General features: G+C 64.4%; 20 protein-coding genes. 15 read left to right on the top strand and 5 right to left on the bottom strand.

What is annotated here, in order from left to right; all coding sequences use genetic code 11:
* The 9 genes from ACFQU0_RS17070 to ACFQU0_RS17110 form a co-directional block, all read left to right on the top strand.
* A partial coding sequence (locus ACFQU0_RS17070; protein WP_382202880.1) for a methyl-accepting chemotaxis protein occupies nucleotides 1-505 on the top strand: 505 nt, incomplete at its 5' end.
* 50 nt (nucleotides 506-555) lie between these two features.
* Complete coding sequence (locus ACFQU0_RS17075; RefSeq protein WP_382202881.1) at nucleotides 556-1,239, top strand: TetR/AcrR family transcriptional regulator; 684 nt, start codon at nucleotides 556-558, stop codon at nucleotides 1,237-1,239.
* Nucleotides 1,240-1,331: 92 nt separating this feature from the next.
* Nucleotides 1,332-1,865, top strand: coding sequence for a TRAP transporter small permease (locus ACFQU0_RS17080; protein WP_382202883.1), 534 nt, complete (start codon nucleotides 1,332-1,334; stop codon nucleotides 1,863-1,865).
* 25 nt (nucleotides 1,866-1,890) lie between these two features.
* Nucleotides 1,891-3,171 carry a TRAP transporter large permease subunit gene (locus ACFQU0_RS17085; RefSeq protein ID WP_382202885.1) on the top strand — a complete coding sequence of 427 codons (1,281 nt, stop codon included), beginning with the start codon at nucleotides 1,891-1,893 and terminating at the stop codon, nucleotides 3,169-3,171.
* A 44-nt stretch (nucleotides 3,172-3,215) separates the two neighbouring features.
* Nucleotides 3,216-4,214, top strand: a complete 999-nt coding sequence (locus tag ACFQU0_RS17090; protein ID WP_382202887.1) for a TRAP transporter substrate-binding protein — start codon at nucleotides 3,216-3,218, stop codon at nucleotides 4,212-4,214.
* Nucleotides 4,215-4,227: 13 nt separating this feature from the next.
* A complete protein-coding gene (gene aroQ, locus ACFQU0_RS17095) occupies nucleotides 4,228-4,674 on the top strand; it encodes a type II 3-dehydroquinate dehydratase (protein ID WP_382202888.1) in 447 nt (148 codons plus the stop codon).
* A gap of 18 nt (nucleotides 4,675-4,692) precedes the next feature.
* On the top strand, nucleotides 4,693-5,526 hold the full coding sequence (locus tag ACFQU0_RS17100; RefSeq protein ID WP_382202890.1) for a shikimate dehydrogenase family protein: 834 nt from the start codon (nucleotides 4,693-4,695) through the stop codon (nucleotides 5,524-5,526).
* An 8-nt stretch (nucleotides 5,527-5,534) separates the two neighbouring features.
* Nucleotides 5,535-6,461, top strand: a complete 927-nt coding sequence (locus ACFQU0_RS17105; RefSeq protein WP_382202892.1) for a VOC family protein — start codon at nucleotides 5,535-5,537, stop codon at nucleotides 6,459-6,461.
* A gap of 3 nt (nucleotides 6,462-6,464) precedes the next feature.
* Complete coding sequence (locus ACFQU0_RS17110) at nucleotides 6,465-7,367, top strand: sugar phosphate isomerase/epimerase family protein (protein WP_382202894.1); 903 nt, start codon at nucleotides 6,465-6,467, stop codon at nucleotides 7,365-7,367.
* A 20-nt stretch (nucleotides 7,368-7,387) separates the two neighbouring features.
* Here ACFQU0_RS17110 and ACFQU0_RS17115 read toward each other — a convergent pair whose 3' ends face one another.
* The 5 genes from ACFQU0_RS17115 to ACFQU0_RS17135 form a co-directional block, all read right to left on the bottom strand.
* The gene (locus ACFQU0_RS17115; RefSeq protein WP_382202896.1) at nucleotides 7,388-7,720 is read right to left on the bottom strand and encodes a hypothetical protein; all 333 of its coding nucleotides are present in this window, start codon (nucleotides 7,718-7,720) and stop codon (nucleotides 7,388-7,390) included.
* A 152-nt stretch (nucleotides 7,721-7,872) separates the two neighbouring features.
* Nucleotides 7,873-9,066 (bottom strand): branched-chain amino acid ABC transporter substrate-binding protein, encoded by a 1,194-nt coding sequence (locus ACFQU0_RS17120; protein WP_382202898.1) that lies wholly within the window; start codon nucleotides 9,064-9,066, stop codon nucleotides 7,873-7,875.
* A 131-nt stretch (nucleotides 9,067-9,197) separates the two neighbouring features.
* Nucleotides 9,198-9,659, bottom strand: a complete 462-nt coding sequence (locus tag ACFQU0_RS17125; RefSeq protein WP_382202900.1) for a hypothetical protein — start codon at nucleotides 9,657-9,659, stop codon at nucleotides 9,198-9,200.
* On the bottom strand, nucleotides 9,656-10,099 hold the full coding sequence (locus ACFQU0_RS17130; protein ID WP_382202902.1) for a DNA polymerase III subunit chi: 444 nt from the start codon (nucleotides 10,097-10,099) through the stop codon (nucleotides 9,656-9,658). Before ACFQU0_RS17130 ends, ACFQU0_RS17125 begins: the two co-directional genes overlap by 4 nt.
* Before the next feature lie 13 nt (nucleotides 10,100-10,112).
* On the bottom strand, nucleotides 10,113-11,651 hold the full coding sequence (locus ACFQU0_RS17135; protein ID WP_382202904.1) for a leucyl aminopeptidase: 1,539 nt from the start codon (nucleotides 11,649-11,651) through the stop codon (nucleotides 10,113-10,115).
* 26 nt (nucleotides 11,652-11,677) lie between these two features.
* Between ACFQU0_RS17135 and lptF the strand changes: the two genes are divergently transcribed.
* The 6 genes from lptF to ACFQU0_RS17165 all read left to right on the top strand — a co-directional run bounded on the left by lptF (nucleotide 11,678) and on the right by ACFQU0_RS17165 (nucleotide 17,711).
* A complete protein-coding gene (lptF, locus tag ACFQU0_RS17140) occupies nucleotides 11,678-12,808 on the top strand; it encodes an LPS export ABC transporter permease LptF (protein ID WP_382202906.1) in 1,131 nt (376 codons plus the stop codon).
* Complete coding sequence (gene lptG, locus ACFQU0_RS17145; RefSeq protein ID WP_382202907.1) at nucleotides 12,805-13,920, top strand: LPS export ABC transporter permease LptG; 1,116 nt, start codon at nucleotides 12,805-12,807, stop codon at nucleotides 13,918-13,920. Before lptF ends, lptG begins: the two co-directional genes overlap by 4 nt.
* A 5-nt stretch (nucleotides 13,921-13,925) precedes the next feature.
* Nucleotides 13,926-14,297, top strand: a complete 372-nt coding sequence (locus ACFQU0_RS17150) for a sirohydrochlorin chelatase (protein ID WP_382202909.1) — start codon at nucleotides 13,926-13,928, stop codon at nucleotides 14,295-14,297.
* Nucleotides 14,294-15,238, top strand: a complete 945-nt coding sequence (locus ACFQU0_RS17155; protein ID WP_382202911.1) for a CysB family HTH-type transcriptional regulator — start codon at nucleotides 14,294-14,296, stop codon at nucleotides 15,236-15,238. The genes ACFQU0_RS17150 and ACFQU0_RS17155 overlap by 4 nt, the downstream gene beginning before the upstream one ends.
* Before the next feature lie 17 nt (nucleotides 15,239-15,255).
* Nucleotides 15,256-16,440, top strand: coding sequence for a pyridoxal phosphate-dependent aminotransferase (locus tag ACFQU0_RS17160; RefSeq protein WP_382202913.1), 1,185 nt, complete (start codon nucleotides 15,256-15,258; stop codon nucleotides 16,438-16,440).
* A gap of 116 nt (nucleotides 16,441-16,556) precedes the next feature.
* Nucleotides 16,557-17,711: a glycerophosphodiester phosphodiesterase gene (locus ACFQU0_RS17165; protein ID WP_382202915.1), complete on the top strand. Its 1,155-nt coding sequence runs from the start codon at nucleotides 16,557-16,559 to the stop codon at nucleotides 17,709-17,711.
* Nucleotides 17,712-17,717: the final 6 nt, after the last annotated feature.

Raw genomic sequence — 17,717 nt, forward strand, 5'->3', positions numbered from 1 at the left:
AGGCCGGGTGGAGCAAGGCAGCGCCCTGGTGGACAAGGCCGGCACCACCATGGAAGAGGTGGTGGGCAGCATACGCCGTGTGACCGACATCATGGGCGAGATCAGCGCGGCCAGCGCCGAGCAGAGCGCGGGTGTGGGCCAGATCGGCGAGGCCGTGCAGCAGATGGACCAGGCCACGCAGCAAAACGCGGCGCTGGTGGAAGAGATGGCAGCGGCGGCCAGCAGCCTGCGCAGCCAGGCGTCGGACCTGGTGCAGGCGGTGGCGGTGTTCAAGCTGTCAGCCAGCGACACGGGCCACCGCGCCAGTGCGCCTGCGCCAGCCCCGATGCAGGCCTTGCACAAACCCCGGCCCGTGAGCAAACCCGCCGCTCCTGCGGCGGCCCCACGCCCTGCCGCGTTGAAAAAGCCCACGTCCGCCCCCAGCGCAGCTCGTCTCCCGTCATCGACCAAGGCGGTGGCCGCACCCAAAGCCGCCGCCGACGGCGGCGATTGGGAATCGTTCTGAGCGCTGTGGCAGTGCGCTGAGCACCGGAGTGGCTGGCCTATACTGGCCGCATGAACGAAACGGTACGTTCCGAGCACGCCGGAACCAGCAAAAAGAAGGGTTCTGCCAAAGAGCCCACGCGCACCAACGACCCCGCACGCACCACCGCCAACATTCTGGAAGTGGCCATCGCGGAGTTTTCGCTCAAAGGGCTGGCCGGGGCCCGCATCGACGAGATTGCGGCCGAGACCCACACCAGCAAGCGCATGATTTACTACTACTTCGGGAGCAAGGAAGGCCTTTACCTGGCCGCGCTCGAAGAATCTTACCGACGCGTGCGTGAAACCGAAAGCGGCCTGCACCTGGACGATCTGGCGCCGGTGGCGGCGCTGCAGCGGCTGGTGGAGTTCACCTTCGACCACCACCACGGCAACGAAAACTACGTGCGTCTGGTGATGGCCGAAAACATCAACCATGGCCAGTTCCTGGCACAGAGCCAAAGTATCCAGGCGCTCAACGTCCCCGCCATTTCGGCCATCGAGCGCCTCTACCGGCGTGGTCTGGAGGACGGCATTTTCCGCCCCGGCCTGGACCCCATCGACATCCACGCCTCCATCTCGGCGCTGTGTTTTTTCAATGTCTCCAACCGCTACACCTTCGGCTTGATTTTCAAGCGGAACATGGGCGCACCCGACGTGCTCGACCAGCGCAAACGCACCATCGTCGACATGGTGCTGCGCTTCGTGAAGGCCTGAGTCACTCCGCTTCTCCACTCAAGGGAAACCCCTAGTTACACAGAAACTAACCAGTTCGTACATTAACGCCACGTCGTTGACTGGAGTTGCGAATGGTTCAGAAACTGATCACGGCCTACTGCCGCTCCTTGTCGGTGCTGATGGTGGTGTGCCTGGCCCTGATGGTGGTCATGGTGTTTGGCAACGTGGTCATGCGCTACGGCTTCAATTCGGGCCTCACGCTGTCGGAAGAGCTGTCACGCTGGCTTTTTGTGTGGATGACTTTCCTGGGCGCGGTGGTGGCGCTCAACGAGCGTGGTCACCTGGGCACCGACTCGCTGATCGCTCGCCTGCCCGAGGCCGGCCAGAAGATTTGCCTGGGCCTGAGCCTGATGGCCATGCTGTGGATCTGCTGGTTGATATTTGACGGCGCGTGGGCGCAGGTGAAGATCAACTGGGACACCACCAGCGCGGTGATGGAAGTGTCCATGGCGTGGTTCTACGCCAGCGGCATGGCCTTTGCGGTGCTGGGCGCGCCGGTACTGCTGCTCATGCTGATGCGCCTGCTCACCGGCCGCATGTCAGACCACGAACTGGTTGGGGTGCGGGAAAACGAAGACATGCCCCACGGGAACCCCCAGCCCTGAGCCCAGCGCCGAGCGAGACAAACCCATGACGATTGCAATATTCCTAGGAGCCCTGCTGGCCGCCATGGCCGTGGGCGTGCCCATCGCCTTCTCACTGTTGCTCAGCGGCGCCGCATTGATGTGGCACCTCGACATGTTCGACGCGCAAATCCTGGCACAGAACGTGATCGAGGGTGCCAACAGCTTTCCGCTGCTGGCGGTGCCCTTTTTCATGCTGGCCGGCGAGATCATGAACGCCGGTGGCCTGTCGCGGCGCATCGTGGTGTTTGCCATGACCATGGTCGGCCACGTTCGCGGCGGCCTGGGTTATGTGGCCATCATGGCGGCGGTCATCATGGCTGCGCTGTCGGGATCGGCGGTGGCCGACGCGGCTGCCCTCTCCGCGCTGCTGCTGCCCATGATGGTGCGAGCCGGCCACAACAAGGCACGCTCCGCAGGCCTGCTGGCATCGGCCAGCATCATCGCGCCCATCATCCCGCCCAGCATCGGTTTTGTGATCTTCGGCGTCGCCGCCAACGTGTCCATTTCCAAGCTGTTCCTGGCCGGCATCGCGCCGGGCGTTCTGCTGGGCATGGCGCTGTGCTTCACCTGGTGGTGGGTGGCACGCCGCGAAGCCGTGACCCCGCCACAGCGCAAACCTGCTGCCGAGGTGGTGGCTGCGCTCAAAGACGCGGTGTTTGCCCTGGGCCTGCCCATCATCGTGGTGGTTGGCTTGAAGTTTGGCGTGTTCACACCCACCGAGGCCGCCGTGGTGGCCGCCGTGTACGCCCTGCTGATCTCGGTGTTCGTGTACCGCGAGCTCAAGCTCAACCAGCTCTACGGTTTGTTCCTGGCAGCGGCGAAAACCACGGCCGTCATCATGTTCCTGGTGGCGGCGGCCATGGTGTCGGCCTGGCTCATCACGGTGGCGCAACTGCCGGCCCAGCTGGTGGCTCTGCTGGAGCCGCTGCTGGAGCACCCGCGCCTGTTGATGGCGGCCATCATGCTGCTGGTCATCGTTGTGGGCACGGCCATGGACATGACCCCCACCATCCTCATCCTCACGCCGGTGCTCATGCCCATCGTCAAGGCCGCTGGCATCGACCCGGTGTACTTCGGCGTGCTGTTCATCATGAACAACGCCATCGGTCTCATCACCCCGCCGGTGGGCACGGTGCTCAACACCGTGGCGGGTGTGGGCAAGGTCAGCATGGACGACGTCACCAAAGGCGTGTGGCCCTTCATGCTGGCGCAGTTCGCGCTCATGTTCCTGATGGTGCTGTTCCCGCAACTGGTCATCTGGCCTGCGCGGTGGCTGGCCGGCTGAACTTCTCCCCTCGCTTTTTACTGTCCAACAACCCAGGAGACACCATGAAACGTTTGATCCTCAAGACCCTCGTCGCGGCCGCAGCCGTGGCCGCCTTCGGCGCCGCCCAGGCCCAAGACAAGACCATCAAGTTCGCCACCCAGAACCCCAAGGGCCACCCCATCGTGATGGGCCTGGAGAAGTTCGCGGAAATCGTGCAGACCAAATCGGGCGGCAAGATCAAGGTCAACCTCTTCCCCGGCGGCACACTGGGCGGCGACCAGGCCAACGTGTCGGCACTCCAGGGCGGTGCGCTGGAAATGGTGTCGCTGAACTCGGGCATCCTGGCCAGCCAAGTGAAGGAATTCGCGGTCTACGACCTGCCCTTCATGTTCGCCAACAGCAAGGAAGCCGACGCCGTGGTGGACGGCCCCTTTGGCAAGAAGCTGCACGACAAGCTGCAGGACAAAGGCATGGTGGGCCTGGCCTACTACGAGCTGGGCTTTCGCAACATCACCAACAGCAAGCGCCCCATCACCAAGGTGGAAGACATTGAGGGCCTGAAGCTGCGCGTGATTCCCAACCCCATCAACGTGGACTGGGTCAAGGCCTTGGGCGCCAACCCCACCCCCCTGCCCTTCCCCGAGGTCTACGCGGCGCTGGAGCAGAAGGCGATTGACGGGCAGGAAAACCCCATCACCGTCATCAACGCCAACAAGTTCCACGAAGTGCAGAAGCACATGGTGCTGAGCAACCACCAGTACAACCCGCAGTCGGTCATCATCAGCAAGAAATTCTGGGACGGCCTGAACGCCGAGCAGAAAAAAATCATCAGCGAAGCGGCCATCGAATCGGCCAAGTACCAGCGCGAGCAGGCGCGCAGCCAGGTGGCGTCGGCACTGGACAACATGAAGAAAGCCGGCCTGCAAGTGACCGAGCTGCCCCCGGCCGAGCTGGGCAAGCTGCGCGACAAGCTGCGCCCGGTGGTGGCCAAGTACGCCGTGAACGCAGGCCAGGACACCGTCAAGGAACTGCACGACGAACTCGCCAAAGTGCGCAAGTAAGGCGGAGATGGCAGTGAAAGTTCTCGTCCTGCACGGCATCAACCTCAACATGTTCGGCAAGCGCGATCCGGCGCAGTACGGCACCACCACGCTGGCCGAAATCAACGACCGCCTGGCCACGCTGGGGGCCGAGTTGGGCGTGGAGGTCGAGACCTTTCAAAGCAACTGCGAAGGCAGCCTGTGCGAACGCATCCACCAGGCCCATGGCGAGCCGGTGGACGCAGTGCTCATCAACGCCGGTGCCTGGACACACTACAGCTATGGCATACGCGACGCGCTGGCGATCCTCCACTGCCCCATCGTGGAGCTGCACATGTCCAACGTGCACGCCCGCGAGCCCTTCAGGCACCAATCGGTGTTCGCCGACGTGGTGATCGGGCAGATCGCCGGCTTTGGCGCCGACAGCTATGGGCTGGCCTTGCGCGCGGCCGTGCAGCATGTGCGCGCCCGCAGCGCCTGATTTCCCGCTGAGACCGCCATGATCAACGGCCACACCGAACTCATCGCCCACATCGGCTACCCGACGCACAGCTTCAAGTCGCCGATGATCTACAACCCCTACTTCGAGCACGCCGGCATCAACGCGGTGGTGGTGCCCATGGGTTGCCAGACGCCGGACTACCCAGCCTTCCTGAAGTCGGTGTTTTCGCTCACCAACATCCGGGGCGCGCTCATCACCATGCCACACAAGGTGGCGACGGTGGGCCTGCTCGACGAGGTGACCGCCACGGTGAAAGTGGCCGGCGCCTGCAACGCCGTCAAACGCCTGCCCGATGGCCGGCTGGTGGGCGACATGTTCGACGGGGCCGGTTTTGTGCGCGGCGTGCTGCGCAAGGGCCAGCACATCCAGGGTGCGCGGGCGCTGGTGGTGGGCAGCGGCGGCGTGGGCTGCGCCATCGCGGCCTCGCTCGCGGGTGCCGGTGTGGGAGCGATCACGCTGTACGACGTGCACGCCGCCTCGGCCGATGCGCTGGCACAGCGCATCGGCACCGAGTACCCCGCCATCGCGGTGTCCACTGGCAGCAACGACCCCGCCGGCATGGACCTGGTGATCAACGCCACGCCCATGGGCATGAACGAGGGGGACCCGCTGCCGCTGGACGTGTCACGTCTGGACGCCAGCACCTTCGTGGGCGAAGTGGTGATGCGCACCGAAATGACCGCCTTCCTCACCGCCGCACAGGCGCGCGGCTGCCGCGTGCAGGTGGGCTCGGACATGCTGTTCGAGCAGATCCCCGCCTACCTGGAATTTTTTGACCTGCCCACGAGCAGCGCCGACGAACTGCGCGCGCTGGCCCGGCTGGCTTACTAGGAGCCCCCATGAGCGACTTACTGACCAAGCCCGAACCCACACGCGAGCCCCTGCAGGCCTCGTTCAGCGACGCTGCCAACCCGGTGGGCCTGGACGGCCTGGAATTCATCGAATACGCCACAGCGAAGCCACAGGCGCTGGGCCAGGTGCTGGAGATGATGGGCTTTCGGCCCATCGCGCGCCACCGCGCGCGCGAGGTGCTGCTGTACCGACAAGGCGGGCTCAACATCATCGTCAACGCCCATCCCATGGACGCACTGGCTGCCAGCCACGGCAGCGACGTGCCGGTGATTTCGGCCATCGCCCTGCGCGTGCGCGATGCCCGCGCCGCTTTCGAATACGTGCTGGAGCGCGGCGCCTGGGACGTGCCCTCGCACGCGGGCGTGATGGAGCTGCACATCCCCGCCATCCACGGCGCGGGCGGCAGCCGCATCTACTTCGTTGACCGCTACAAGCACTTCAGCATCTACGACGTGGACTTCGTGCCCATCCCCACGGTGGACCAGCACCCGCCGGCCACCGCCGGCATCCACTTCTTCGGCATCGTGCAATACATCGGGCCGCAACGCAGCTACGACTGGATCGAGTTCTACACCGAGCTGTTCGGCACCACGCTGATTCCCGACGAGGAACGCTTCGGCATCATGCCCAAGGGCAAGTTGTTGCGCACACCGGCACTGAGCGCCTCACAGCGTTTCATGCTGCAGTTGGTGGAGCCCGACCCCAATGTGTACGACGCACAGGAGCGCCTGCAACGCATTGGCCTGGGCGTGCCCGACGTGGCCGCCGCCGTGGCAACGCTGCGCGCCCTCGGCGTGGAATTCGTGGAAACCGAGGCGGCACACACCGACCGCCGCGGCGCCATCTCCAAGACCTACCTTGGATCGGTGGTGTTCGAGCTGGTGCACAGCGAACCCAGCGAGCAGGAGGCCTGAACCATGGCCAGCAGCGAGCGCAGCCACCAGGCCATCTCGGCTTTCGGCATGGACACCATCACCCTGGCCGGCCCGCTGGAGGCCAAGCTCGACGCCATGAAAGGCGCCGGCTTCAGCCAGGTGATGCTCAAGGCCAACGACCTCGTGGGCCACCCCAACGGCTGGCAGGCGGCGGTGAAGGCGGTGCGCGACAGCGGCCTGCGTGGCACCGGCTTTCAGGTGCTGCGCGACTTTGAAGGCCTCTCGGGCCACCTGCACCAGTACAAGGTGGACATCGCCAAGGCCATGCTGGAGATGTGCGCAGCCTTGGGCTGCGACGTGCTGCTGGCCTGCTCATCGACCTCGAAACACGCCAGCGAAGACCTCGACCACCTGGCGCGCGACCTGCGCAAGCTGGCGATGCTGGCCATTCCCTACGGCATACGCATCGCATACGAAGGCTTGTCCTGGGGCCGCACGGTCAACGAATTCACCACCGCCTGGGACGTGATCACCCGCGCCGACTGCCCCAACCTCGGTTTGGGCCTGGACTCCTTCCACCTGTTTGCCGCCGAGACGCCGCTGGAGGAGATCGACTACCTGCAACCGGACAAGATTTTCCTGGTGCAGCTGGCCGACTTCATGTGGCAGGAAACCAAGACCTTCGAGGAACGCATGAGCACCGCGCGCACCTTCCGTGTGTTCCCAGGCGAAGGGGTGCACAGCGAGCAGCTGGTGCAGCTGGTGCTCAAGCTCGACGCGCTGGGCTACCGGGGCGATTACAGCTTCGAGGTCTTCAACGACGATTACGTGCAAATGCCCCTGCACATGGTGGCGCAACGCGCCCGGCGTTCGGCCCAATGGCTGGCCGACGATGTGCTGCGCCTGTCGGTGCCGCTGCCAAATCAAATGCGGCTGCGCGGCTGAACCAACCCTTTCAACGAAACCTACTTGAACTTGTAGTGGTCGCGGTTGATGACGGCGGCCACGGCATTGACCTCTTCGGGAAAGAGGCCCAGGTTGAGGGTCGAATTGCATTGCTCCACCATGCCGCGCAGAAAACCCGCCGTGTTGATGCGACCCTGCGGCTTGTAGATGGCGCTGCCATCGCCCCCCACCTTGGTGGCGTGGCAGGCGGCGCACTTGTGTTCGGCAATGAGTTTTTCACCCAAAGCGATGTCGGCGTCTTTGAAAATGGCCGGTGTTTGTGCGCCCACCGAACCACAAAAGCTTGCGGCCAACACCAATGCCGGCAATGACGTGAGAACTTTCAAAGACATGCGTTCACCTTTCTGATGGGTTACCGGGGTGGGTATGTGCAAAGATACCGCACGCGCGCCCAAGGTCAATGGGAAGATGCCCTGCCCCACAAAATAGGCACAAAAAAAAGCGCCGGACAACGCCGGCGCTTTCAGAGCGGTATGTGAACCGATCAGCGGATCACGGACAAGGTGGTGCGGGCACCGGCCTTGTAGGTCATCAGCGTCAGGGCGCCGTTCTTGATGTCGCCCTTTTCGTCAAAGGCGATGGCACCGGTCACGCCCTTGTAGTTGGTCTGCTTCAGAGCTTCCAGGTACTTGGCCGGATCGGCCGAGTTGGCGCGGACCATGGCATCGGCCATGACCTTGGTGGCGTCGTACACGTAGGGGGCGTACACCTGCACGTCGGCGTTGAACTTGGCCTTGAAGTCGGCGCGGAACTTGTCCATGCCAGCCTTCTCTTCGCCTTCCACACCACCGGCTTCTGCGCAGAAGACCATGTCATCGGCCATGGCGTCGCCGGCCAGCTTGGGCAGCTCGGAGGAGCAGATGCCGTCGCTACCCATGAACTTGGCCTTGATGCCCAGTTGCTTCATCTGGCGCAGCATCGGGCCGGCCACGGCGTCCATGCCACCGAAGAACACGACGTCGGGCTTCTTGGCCTTGAGCGTGGTCAGGATGGCGTTGAAATCGGTGGCTTTGTCGTTGGTGAACTCACGGCCCACCACCTTGCCGCCGGCAGCGGTCACACCCTTTTCGAACTCGTCGGCCACACCCTGGCCATACGCGGTGCGGTCGTCGATCACGGCCACGGTCTTTGCCTTGAGGCTTTCCACCGCGTACTTGCCCAGGGTGCCGCCCAGGTGCACGTCATCGGCCACCACGCGGAACACGTTGTTGTAGCCCTGGCGGGTGTATTTGGGGTTGGTGGCAGAAGGCGAAATCTGCGGGATGCCGGCGGCGTTGTAAATCTGCGAGGCCGGGATGGTGGTACCGGAGTTCAGGTGACCGATCACGCCGTTGACCTTGGCGTCCACCAGCTTGGTGGCAGCAGCGGTGCCCTGCTTCGGATCGCCTGCGTCGTCCTCTGCCAGCAGTTCGAACTTGGCCACTTTGCCGTCGATCTTGAGGCCAGCGGCGTTCAGTTCGTCGATGGCCATGCGGGCGCCGTTTTCGTTGTCCTTACCCAGGTGGGCGATGGCGCCGCTGGTGGGGCCGACGTGACCAATTTTGATGGTCACCGACTCGGGTGCGGGTGCTGCTGCAGGAGCGGCTGCGGGTGCAGGTGCAGGCGCTTCTTCTTTTTTGCCGCAAGCGGCCAGAATCACGGCCGCAGAAATCACGGCCAATTTCATCTTCATTTGCATAGTTACCCTTGTGAATGGAAGGACGACAAAGACATTGTTGAGCGGAGCTATTTTTTCTCCACACCCATAAAGATACCCCAAATTTGACCTTCGAATGACGCTCAACCCCCATTCGGTTGAGGCTTCAAGGGTTAGCCCGGATCAATATCAGCAGCACTCATGGCTGAAAAGCCACGTTGCGGCTCGCCGGGAGAATGTGCCTCGGTCGCGGGACAGGACGCTCGAACTGCCGCGTGCACCATGTGAGGCAATTCAGTGCGAAGCTGTTGCGACACACCGTCGGTCAGACGCGCCACCACATCGGCCGCTTGGCGCTGAAGCAGCGCGGGCAAGTGTTGTTCCAGTTGCAGCAGCACACGCTGCGTGATCAGGTCGGCCCAGGCGTCAAGTGTGTCGGCCGTTGGTGGTGGCAGCGCCACGACAGGAGCGCCTGCCACCGGCGGCTCCCCATAGGACGGCGGTTGCTCGGAAGGCGCATCGACCAGGGGCGCTGGCATGGCCAGCGCAGCCACCAGCCCCTCAGGCAGGTCCACCACCTCGGTGAGCGTGGGCACAAAACGCGGTGGCGTGCGGGGATCGTGGGGGCCGTTCATGTGGGTTGTGCGGCAGCCAGGTCGTGCCGAACCAACTGGTGCCCCTGTCCGGCGTAGAGGCGCCAGCGTTGGCGCGCCCCCTGCCGGTCCGTCTCGTCCTGTGTCACCACCTCGATGATGCGCTGCCCCGGCGGCGCCGCCAGCCATGCCTCGGGCACGTGCGGCAGCAGGTTGACCCAGATGGTGCCGGTGGGGGCCGCCACACTTTCGTCTGCCAGCACCACGGGCGAGCGTGTCAGCACATGGGCCGGCGCGTGGTGTGTGGCGTGCGGCAAAAACTCCTCGGCCGCAAAGGTCCACAAGGCCATGTCCAGTGCGTGCAACGCGGCGGCGTCCACGGCAACATGGGCACGTTGCCCGCTGCGCCACACCTTGCGCAACAGGCGGCAGGTGTAGGCGGTGCGCTCCGGCACGTTGAAATGGAAGGCAACCTCGGCCATGGGCTGCAAACGTTCAAGCCGCGCGCTTGACGGGTGTTTTGACCGTTGTTTTCACCGGCGCCTTGCGCGGGGCCTTGGCTGCCGGCGTGGCTGTGGGTTGGGCCACCTGTGCAACGTCCGCCAGGTATTGCATCAGCAGCCCCACGGGGCGACCGGTGGCACCCTTGGCGGCGCCGCCTTTCCAGGCGGTGCCAGCGATGTCAAGGTGTGCCCAAGGCGCGTCGCCCACAAACTTCTGCAGAAACTTGGCCGCGGTGATGGCGCCGGCCGGCCGGCCGCCGACGTTGCCCATGTCGGCAAAGTTGGACTTCAGGCCCTCTGCGTATTCGTCGTCCAGCGGCAGGCGCCAGCACGGATCGAGCGCGGCCTCGCCTGCCTGCGTCAGGGCGGTGGCCAGGCTGTCGTCCGTGGCGAACAGGCCACTGCGCACCCCGCCCAGCGCGATCACGCAAGCGCCGGTGAGGGTGGCGATGTCGATCACGGCACGCGGCTTGAAGCGCTTGGCGTAGGTCAGCGCGTCGCACAGGATGAGGCGGCCTTCGGCATCGGTGTTGAGTATCTCAATCGTTTGCCCGCTCATGCTGGTGACCACATCACCCGGCTTGACCGCACGGCCATCGGGCATGTTTTCACAACTGGGGATGAGGCCCACCACGTTGATGGCCGGTTGCGCTTCGGCCAGGGCAGCAAACACCCCCAGCACGCTGGCGGCGCCACCCATGTCGAATTTCATTTCGTCCATCTCGGGCGCGGGCTTGAGCGAAATGCCACCGGTGTCGAAGGTGATGCCCTTGCCCACCAGCACCACCGGCGCCTGGGTTTTGGCCGCGCCGTTGTAGTGCATCACGATGAAACGCAGCGGCTCTTCAGAGCCCTGCGCCACCGCCATGAAGGCCCCCATGCCCAACTTGGCCACCTCGCGCGGGCCCAGCACCTCGGTTTTGATGCGCGGCGACTTGCCCAGTTTTCGCGCCACATCGGCCAGGTGGGTGGGGGTGGCGTGGTTGCCGGGTCGGTTGGCCCACTCCTTGGCCAGTTCCACACCTTTGACCACAGCACAAGCCTGCGTGAACTCGGCCTGCGACTGGGCACTGCTGGCCACGCCCACCACCAGTTGCTGCAGGTGGCGGCCCGTGGCCTTGGACTTGGTGGTGGTGTAGACGTAGCTGCTGTCTGCGGCGGCCGTCACCACAGCACGCAACACACCCGCCCTGCCCGGCAAGGCCGACAGGCACACGACCACTTTTTTGATGCCGGGCGACTTGAGCGAGCCCATGGCGGCAGCCACCGCCTTGCGCACCTGGGCCGGCGAACCATCCCCCGCCTGCACCAACACCAGCCGGGAGGCTTTGGCCACCGACAGCCCGTGGCTGCTCCACAACTTGCCCACCCCGCGCTCCCAGTGGGTGCCTGCGGCCTCGCGCGACACCAGCTCTGCCAGCGGGCCCGCACCCGCTTCGGCAACCGGCTGCTCCGGCCACAGCACCACCAGGGCATCACAGGGCGTCGCAGCGGCCTGCGACAGCGTCAAGGTCTTGAGTTCAAAGTTCATAATTGGGCACCGTTCGATATTCCACGATGTTATTTCATTCTTCCATTCGCAAGGAGCTGGCGCGCAGTTTCGGCGCCACCCTGGTGGTCTTGTTCACCATCGTCATCACCATGCTGCTGATCCGCACCCTGGGGCTGGCCTCCAAAGGCAGCGTGAACCCCGAAGAAGTGATGGTGGTGCTGGGCTACACGGTGGTGGGCCGGCTGCCCACCATCCTGACCATCGCGCTGTTCATTGCCATCGTCTCCACGCTGTCGCGCATGCACAGCGACAGCGAAATGGTGATCTGGTACAGCGGTGGGCGCGGCCTGATCGGGTTCCTGTCGCCGGTGTTCCGCTTTGCCTGGCCGGTGCTGCTGGCCGTGGGCGTGTTGGTGATGGTGGTGTGGCCTTGGGCCAACGAACAAATCGCCCTGTTGCGCGACCGCTTTGAACAGCGCAGCGACCTGCAACGGGTGGCCCCGGGCCAGTTCCAGTCCTCGTCGGACGGGCGAAGGGTGTTTTTCATCGACAAGGACAGCGCGAGCACCTCTGACGGGCGCAACGTGTTCATCTCCAACCAGGAAGCCGATGGCAGCCAGAGCATCACCTCGGCGCGTTCGGGCCGCGTGGAGTGGGTGGATGGGCGGCAGATGTTGCTGCTCAACAGCGGCCAGCGCCTGGACATTCCGCCACCAGGCGCCAACGCGCCGGTGCGGGTGAGCGAATTCGAGGAATACGGCATTCAAATCGGCGACGGCCACCCACTCATCGGGGCGGACAGAGGCGTCAAATCCATGCCAACCTGGACGCTGCTGGACGAGCCCAGCCGGGCCCGCCTCGGTGAACTCGTGTGGCGCATCGGCATGGTGATCACGGCCATCAACTTTGTGCTGATCGCCGTCAGTGTGTCGTCCGCCAATCCGCGTGCCGGGCGCGGCGGCAACCTCGCCTTTGTCCTGTTTGCCTTTGTTGTCTACTACAACCTGCTCAACCTGAGCCAAAGCTGGATGGTCAGCGGACGCCTGGGTTTCTGGCAGGTCATGTTGGGGTTGCACGGCTCGGTGCTGGTGTTGTCGCTGGCCTGGCTGCTCAAACGGCACCACAACTGGACCTGGCGCGACGTGCTGCCTGCACCCAGGCGCAGCCCGACCAGCACCTCGGAGGCCGCCACATGAGCACGATTCGCCGCCTGATCTATGGCGAAATCTTCACCGCCGTGGCCTATGTGTTGCTGGCGTTCCTGTCGCTGTTCTTCTTTTTCGACGTGGTGGACGAGCTGCCCTCGCTCGGCAGGCCATCGGCCCTGGGCGACGGCGCCACCTACGAACTGCGCCATGCGTTGCTGTATGTGCTGCTGCTGCTGCCCAACCGCGTGTACGAGTTGCTGCCCATCGCGGTGCTCATCGGCGCGGTGTTTGTGATGGCGCGCCTGGCACAAAGCTCTGAATTCACCATCCTGCGCACCAGCGGGCTGGGGCCGTGGCGGGCGCTGCGCTCGCTGCTGGGCCTGGGCCTGGTGTTTGTCCTCCTCACCTTCGCCGTGGGCGACTACCTGGCGCCGCTGTCAGACCGCAGTGCGCAGGTGCTCAAGGCGCGCTTCCAGGGTGGCCTTCAGCTGGGGCAAAACGGTGCCTGGCTCAAGGAGCGGCAGAACTACAGCAGCTATTCGGTCAATGTGGGGTCACTCACCGCGCTGGGCGCCATCGGCAACGTGCGCATTTACGAAATGGACAACCGCGGCTTTCTGGTGTCGGCCCTGCAGGCCGAATCGGGCCAGATCGGGGACGACGGTGCCTGGCACCTCAAGCAGGTCACACGCCGCGAGTTCAACACCGGCGCTGAAGCGTTGTCGCTGATCCAGGAAAGCCTGGCCGACTACCGCTGGCCCACCGACCTGAGCACGGAAATGGTGTCGGTGGCCCTGCTCAACCCCGACCGCATGCGCACCTCCGACCTGTATGCCTACATCCAGCACCTCGAATCCAACGGCCAGACAGCGCAGAAACACGAGATCGAGTTTTGGCGCAAGGTGTTTTATCCATTGAGTTGCCTGGTGATGGTGGTGCTGGCCCTGCCTTTTGCCTACCTGCACTTTCGCTCGGGCGGCATCGCCGGCTACGTCTTCGGCGGCGTCATGACCGGCATCAGTTTTTTCCTGCTCAACAACGTGTTCGGCTACATCGGCAACCTCAACCAGTGGCAACCCTGGCTGGCGGCGGCCGCGCCGGCCATGATTTATTCGCTCATGTCGCTGGGCGCCTTTGGTTGGCTGGTGCTCAAACGATGAACAACATGAACAAACTCGCCGTGATCGTGTTTGCCCACGGCTCGCGCGACCCGTTGTGGCGCGCCCCCGTGGAGGCCGTCGCCTCCCGCATCGCTCAACAAGCGCCCGGCACATTTGTCAGCTGTGCCTACCTCGAACTGTGCACACCTGAGCTGCCCGATGCCGTGGCAAAAGCGCTGGCCGCAGGCGCCCAGCGGGTGCGCGTGCTGCCGCTGTTTTTTGGCATGGGCAAACACGCGCGTGAAGACTTGCCCGCCCTGATGGCCGATCTGCAAACCGAGCACCCCGACGTGCGCTTTGAGCTGATGCGCCCGGCCGGCGAGGATGAACGCCTGACCGCGCTGCTGGCCGATCTGGCACTGGAAGACCGCTCATGAACCTTCACCAGTTCCGCTTCGTGCAAGAGGCGGTGCGCCGCAACCTGAACCTCACCGAAGCGGCCAAGGCCTTGCACACGTCGCAGCCCGGCGTGTCCAAGGCCATCATCGAGCTGGAGGACGAGCTGGGCGTGGAGATTTTTGCGCGCCACGGCAAACGCATCAAACGCGTGACCGAGCCGGGCCAGCACGTGCTGCAAAGCATCGAGATCATCTTGCGCGAGGTGCAAAACCTCAAGCGCATCGGCGAGCAGTTTTCCAAGCAGGACAGCGGCAAGCTCAGCATCGCCACCACCCACACCCAGGCGCGTTACGTGCTGCCGCAACCGGTGGCCAAGCTGCGCCAGATCTACCCCAAGGTGGGCATCGAGCTGCACCAGGGTTCGCCCGACCAGGTGGCGCAAATGCTGATGACCGATGTGGCTGAAATTGGTATTGCCACCGAGTCGCTCTCGCAATACGAGGACCTCGTCACCCTGCCCTGCTACGAATGGCAACACGTGCTGGTGCTGCCGTTTGGCCACCCGCTGCTGGACAAGGAGCGCATTGGCCTGGACGACCTCGCCAAGGTGCCGCTGATCACCTACCACCCGTCTTTCACGGGGCGCACCCGCATCGACCGCGCTTTTGCCGCGCGCCAGCTTGCGCCCAACATCGTGCTCGAAGCCATCGACTCCGACGTGATCAAGACCTACGTGAAGCTGGGCATGGGCGTGGGCATCGTGGCCGAAATGGCCATGGCGGGCGAAGAAAAATCGCCTGAACTGGTGGCCCGTCCGGCGGGCGAGCTGTTCGGCCAGAACATCGCCCGCGTGGCCTTCAAGCGCGGCGTGTACCTGCGCCATTTTGTGCTGCGCTTCGCCGAACTGCTGAGCGACCGCCTCTCGCGCGACCTGATCCAGAAAGCCATGCTGGGCACGCCCGATGACTACAACCTCTGACCATTGACCCGAGACCGATGAACGCACCGACCACGCCCGCCCACACCCCTGCGCTTGCATCCCGCCTGCCCAACGTGGGCACCACCATCTTCACCGTGATGTCGGCCCTCGCCACCGAAACCGGCGCCGTCAACCTGGGCCAGGGCTTCCCCGACTTCAACTGCGACCCGGCCCTGGTGGACGCGGTGAGCACCGCCATGCAAGCCGGCCTCAACCAGTACCCACCCATGCCTGGTGTGCCGGTGCTGCGCGAAGCCATCTCGAAAAAGATCGAAGCCCTCTACGGCCGCCACTACGACGCCGGCAGCGAGATCACCGTCACCGCCGGTGCCACGCAGGCCATCATCACCTGCATCCTGTCCACCGTGCACCCGGGCGATGAGGTCATCGTGCTGGAGCCGTGCTACGACAGCTACGTGCCCAACATCGAACTGGCCGGTGGTGTGGTGGTGCGCGTGCCACTCACGCCCGGCACCTTCCGCCCCGACTTCGACAAGATCGCCGCAGCCATCACGTCCAAAACGCGCGCCATCATCGTCAACACCCCGCACAACCCCAGCGCCACGGTGTGGAAGCGCGAGGACATGCTCCAGCTGCAAGACCTGCTGGCGCCCACCAACGTGCTGCTCATCAGCGACGAGGTGTACGAGCACATGGTGTTCGACGGCCAACCGCACGAAAGCGCCGCGCGTTATCCCGGCCTGGCCGCACGTGCCTTCATCGTCAGCAGCTTCGGCAAAACCTACCATGTGACCGGCTGGAAGGTGGGCTTCGTTGCAGCGCCTGCCGCGCTCAGTGCAGAGTTCCGCAAGGTGCACCAGTTCAACGTGTTCACGGTCAACACGCCGGTGCAGCACGCCCTGGCCGCCTACATGGCCAACCCCCGCCCCTACCTGGACCTGCCAGCCTTCTACGAGCACAAGCGCGACCTCTTCCGCGCCGGCCTGGCCAACACCCGCTTCAAGCTGCTGCCCAGCGAAGGCAGCTACTTCCAGTGTGTGGACATCTCCGAGCTGGCCGTGCCCGAACGCAGCCTGCCCGAGGGCGACTTCTGCCAATGGCTGACGCGCGAAATCGGCGTGGCCGCCATCCCGCTGTCGGCCTTCTACGGCAACGGCTTCGACCAGCACGTGGTGCGCTTCTGTTTTGCCAAAAAGGATGAAACGCTGGTGTCAGCGCTGGAGCGGCTGGCCCGCCTCTGATCACGAAGCGACGCACGGTCGCACAACCGACATGAGCGCGTCATGAACGTGTCACGCCTCTCACCAGAATGGGAAGACCTGCCGATCGGGCAGGCTTTTGATTCGGGAGACACCCCATGTTCCAACCGACGCGCCTGGCGCTCGCATTCACCACGCTGACCAGCCTTGCTCTGCTGCAAGCCTGCGGCGGCTCCGACCCCGCCTTCAACACCCTGAGCGGTGACGCCCCCCTGGTCATTGGCCACCGTGGCGCCTCGGGCCTCTTGCCCGAACACACGCTGGAGTCCTACCGCAAGGCCATCGAGCAGAACGCCGACTTCATAGAACCCGATCTGGTGTTGACCAAGGACGGCGTGATGATCGCCCGCCACGAACCCATGCTCGACGGCACCACCGACGTCGCCACCAAGTTCCCCGAATCGCGCAAGACCACCCGCAACGTGGACGGCGTGGCCACCACCGCCTACTTTGCCAGCGACTTCACCCTGGCCGAAATCAAGACGCTGCGAGCCGTGCAGGCCCGCGCCAGCCGCGACCAGACGCTCAACGGCCTCTACAGCATCCCCACGCTGGACGACGTGATTGCCCTGGCCAAGGCCGAAGGCAACAAGCGCGGCCGCAGCGTGGGCATCTACCCCGAAATCAAGCATTCGGTGTTCCACGCCACCGAGGCCGGTTTTGGCGCCAACGTGTTTGAAGACAAACTGGTGGCCACCCTGCACGCGGCCTACGGCAACACCGGCAGCGCGCCGGTGTTCATCCAGTCCTTCGAGGTGGCCAACCTGCAGTACCTCAACACCCAGACCAGCATCAAACTGGTGCAGCTGATCGATGCCGACGACGTGAAGGACGACGGCAGCATGTCGCTGGTGGCGCCCTACCACAAGCCTTACGACTTCGTGGTGAACAACGACCCGCGCAACTTCCTTGACCTGCTCAAGCCCGCCGGTCTGGACTTCATCAAGACCTACGCAGATGCCGTGGGCCCGTGGAAGCCGTATCTGGTGAAGACCGTGAACGACGGCGTGGACCGCAATGGCGACGGCAAAGTGGACATCAACGACCGCCGCGTGGACGGCAGCACCGGCGTGGTGGAAGCCGCCCACCAGCGCGGGCTGATGGTCCACACCTGGACCTTCCGCGACGACGCCAGCGGCTACGGCTTCAAGGATCCCAAGGCAGAAATGGCCTACTACATGAAGCTGGGCGTGGACGGCGTGTTCACCGACTTCCCCGCCACCGGCATGGCGGCACTGAACAGCCTGCGCTGAAAAGTC

Source organism: Hydrogenophaga defluvii (assembly GCF_042665235.1).
Lineage (GTDB): Bacteria > Pseudomonadota > Gammaproteobacteria > Burkholderiales > Burkholderiaceae_C > Hydrogenophaga > Hydrogenophaga defluvii_A.

Bases quoted from the DNA above. Each gene is read 5' to 3' on its own strand.
- ACFQU0_RS17075 (WP_382202881.1), top strand. From the start codon at position 556: ATGAACGAAACGGTACGTTCCGAGCACGCCGGAACCAGCAAAAAGAAG.
- ACFQU0_RS17080 (WP_382202883.1), top strand. From the start codon at position 1,332: ATGGTTCAGAAACTGATCACGGCCTACTGCCGCTCCTTGTCGGTGCTG.
- ACFQU0_RS17085 (WP_382202885.1), top strand. From the start codon at position 1,891: ATGACGATTGCAATATTCCTAGGAGCCCTGCTGGCCGCCATGGCCGTG.
- ACFQU0_RS17090 (WP_382202887.1), top strand. From the start codon at position 3,216: ATGAAACGTTTGATCCTCAAGACCCTCGTCGCGGCCGCAGCCGTGGCC.
- ACFQU0_RS17100 (WP_382202890.1), top strand. From the start codon at position 4,693: ATGATCAACGGCCACACCGAACTCATCGCCCACATCGGCTACCCGACG.
- ACFQU0_RS17105 (WP_382202892.1), top strand. From the start codon at position 5,535: ATGAGCGACTTACTGACCAAGCCCGAACCCACACGCGAGCCCCTGCAG.
- ACFQU0_RS17110 (WP_382202894.1), top strand. From the start codon at position 6,465: ATGGCCAGCAGCGAGCGCAGCCACCAGGCCATCTCGGCTTTCGGCATG.
- ACFQU0_RS17115 (WP_382202896.1), bottom strand. From the start codon at position 7,720: ATGTCTTTGAAAGTTCTCACGTCATTGCCGGCATTGGTGTTGGCCGCA.
- ACFQU0_RS17120 (WP_382202898.1), bottom strand. From the start codon at position 9,066: ATGCAAATGAAGATGAAATTGGCCGTGATTTCTGCGGCCGTGATTCTG.
- ACFQU0_RS17125 (WP_382202900.1), bottom strand. From the start codon at position 9,659: ATGAACGGCCCCCACGATCCCCGCACGCCACCGCGTTTTGTGCCCACG.
- ACFQU0_RS17130 (WP_382202902.1), bottom strand. From the start codon at position 10,099: ATGGCCGAGGTTGCCTTCCATTTCAACGTGCCGGAGCGCACCGCCTAC.
- ACFQU0_RS17135 (WP_382202904.1), bottom strand. From the start codon at position 11,651: ATGAACTTTGAACTCAAGACCTTGACGCTGTCGCAGGCCGCTGCGACG.
- lptF (WP_382202906.1), top strand. From the start codon at position 11,678: ATGTTATTTCATTCTTCCATTCGCAAGGAGCTGGCGCGCAGTTTCGGC.
- lptG (WP_382202907.1), top strand. From the start codon at position 12,805: ATGAGCACGATTCGCCGCCTGATCTATGGCGAAATCTTCACCGCCGTG.
- ACFQU0_RS17150 (WP_382202909.1), top strand. From the start codon at position 13,926: ATGAACAAACTCGCCGTGATCGTGTTTGCCCACGGCTCGCGCGACCCG.
- ACFQU0_RS17155 (WP_382202911.1), top strand. From the start codon at position 14,294: ATGAACCTTCACCAGTTCCGCTTCGTGCAAGAGGCGGTGCGCCGCAAC.
- ACFQU0_RS17160 (WP_382202913.1), top strand. From the start codon at position 15,256: ATGAACGCACCGACCACGCCCGCCCACACCCCTGCGCTTGCATCCCGC.
- ACFQU0_RS17165 (WP_382202915.1), top strand. From the start codon at position 16,557: ATGTTCCAACCGACGCGCCTGGCGCTCGCATTCACCACGCTGACCAGC.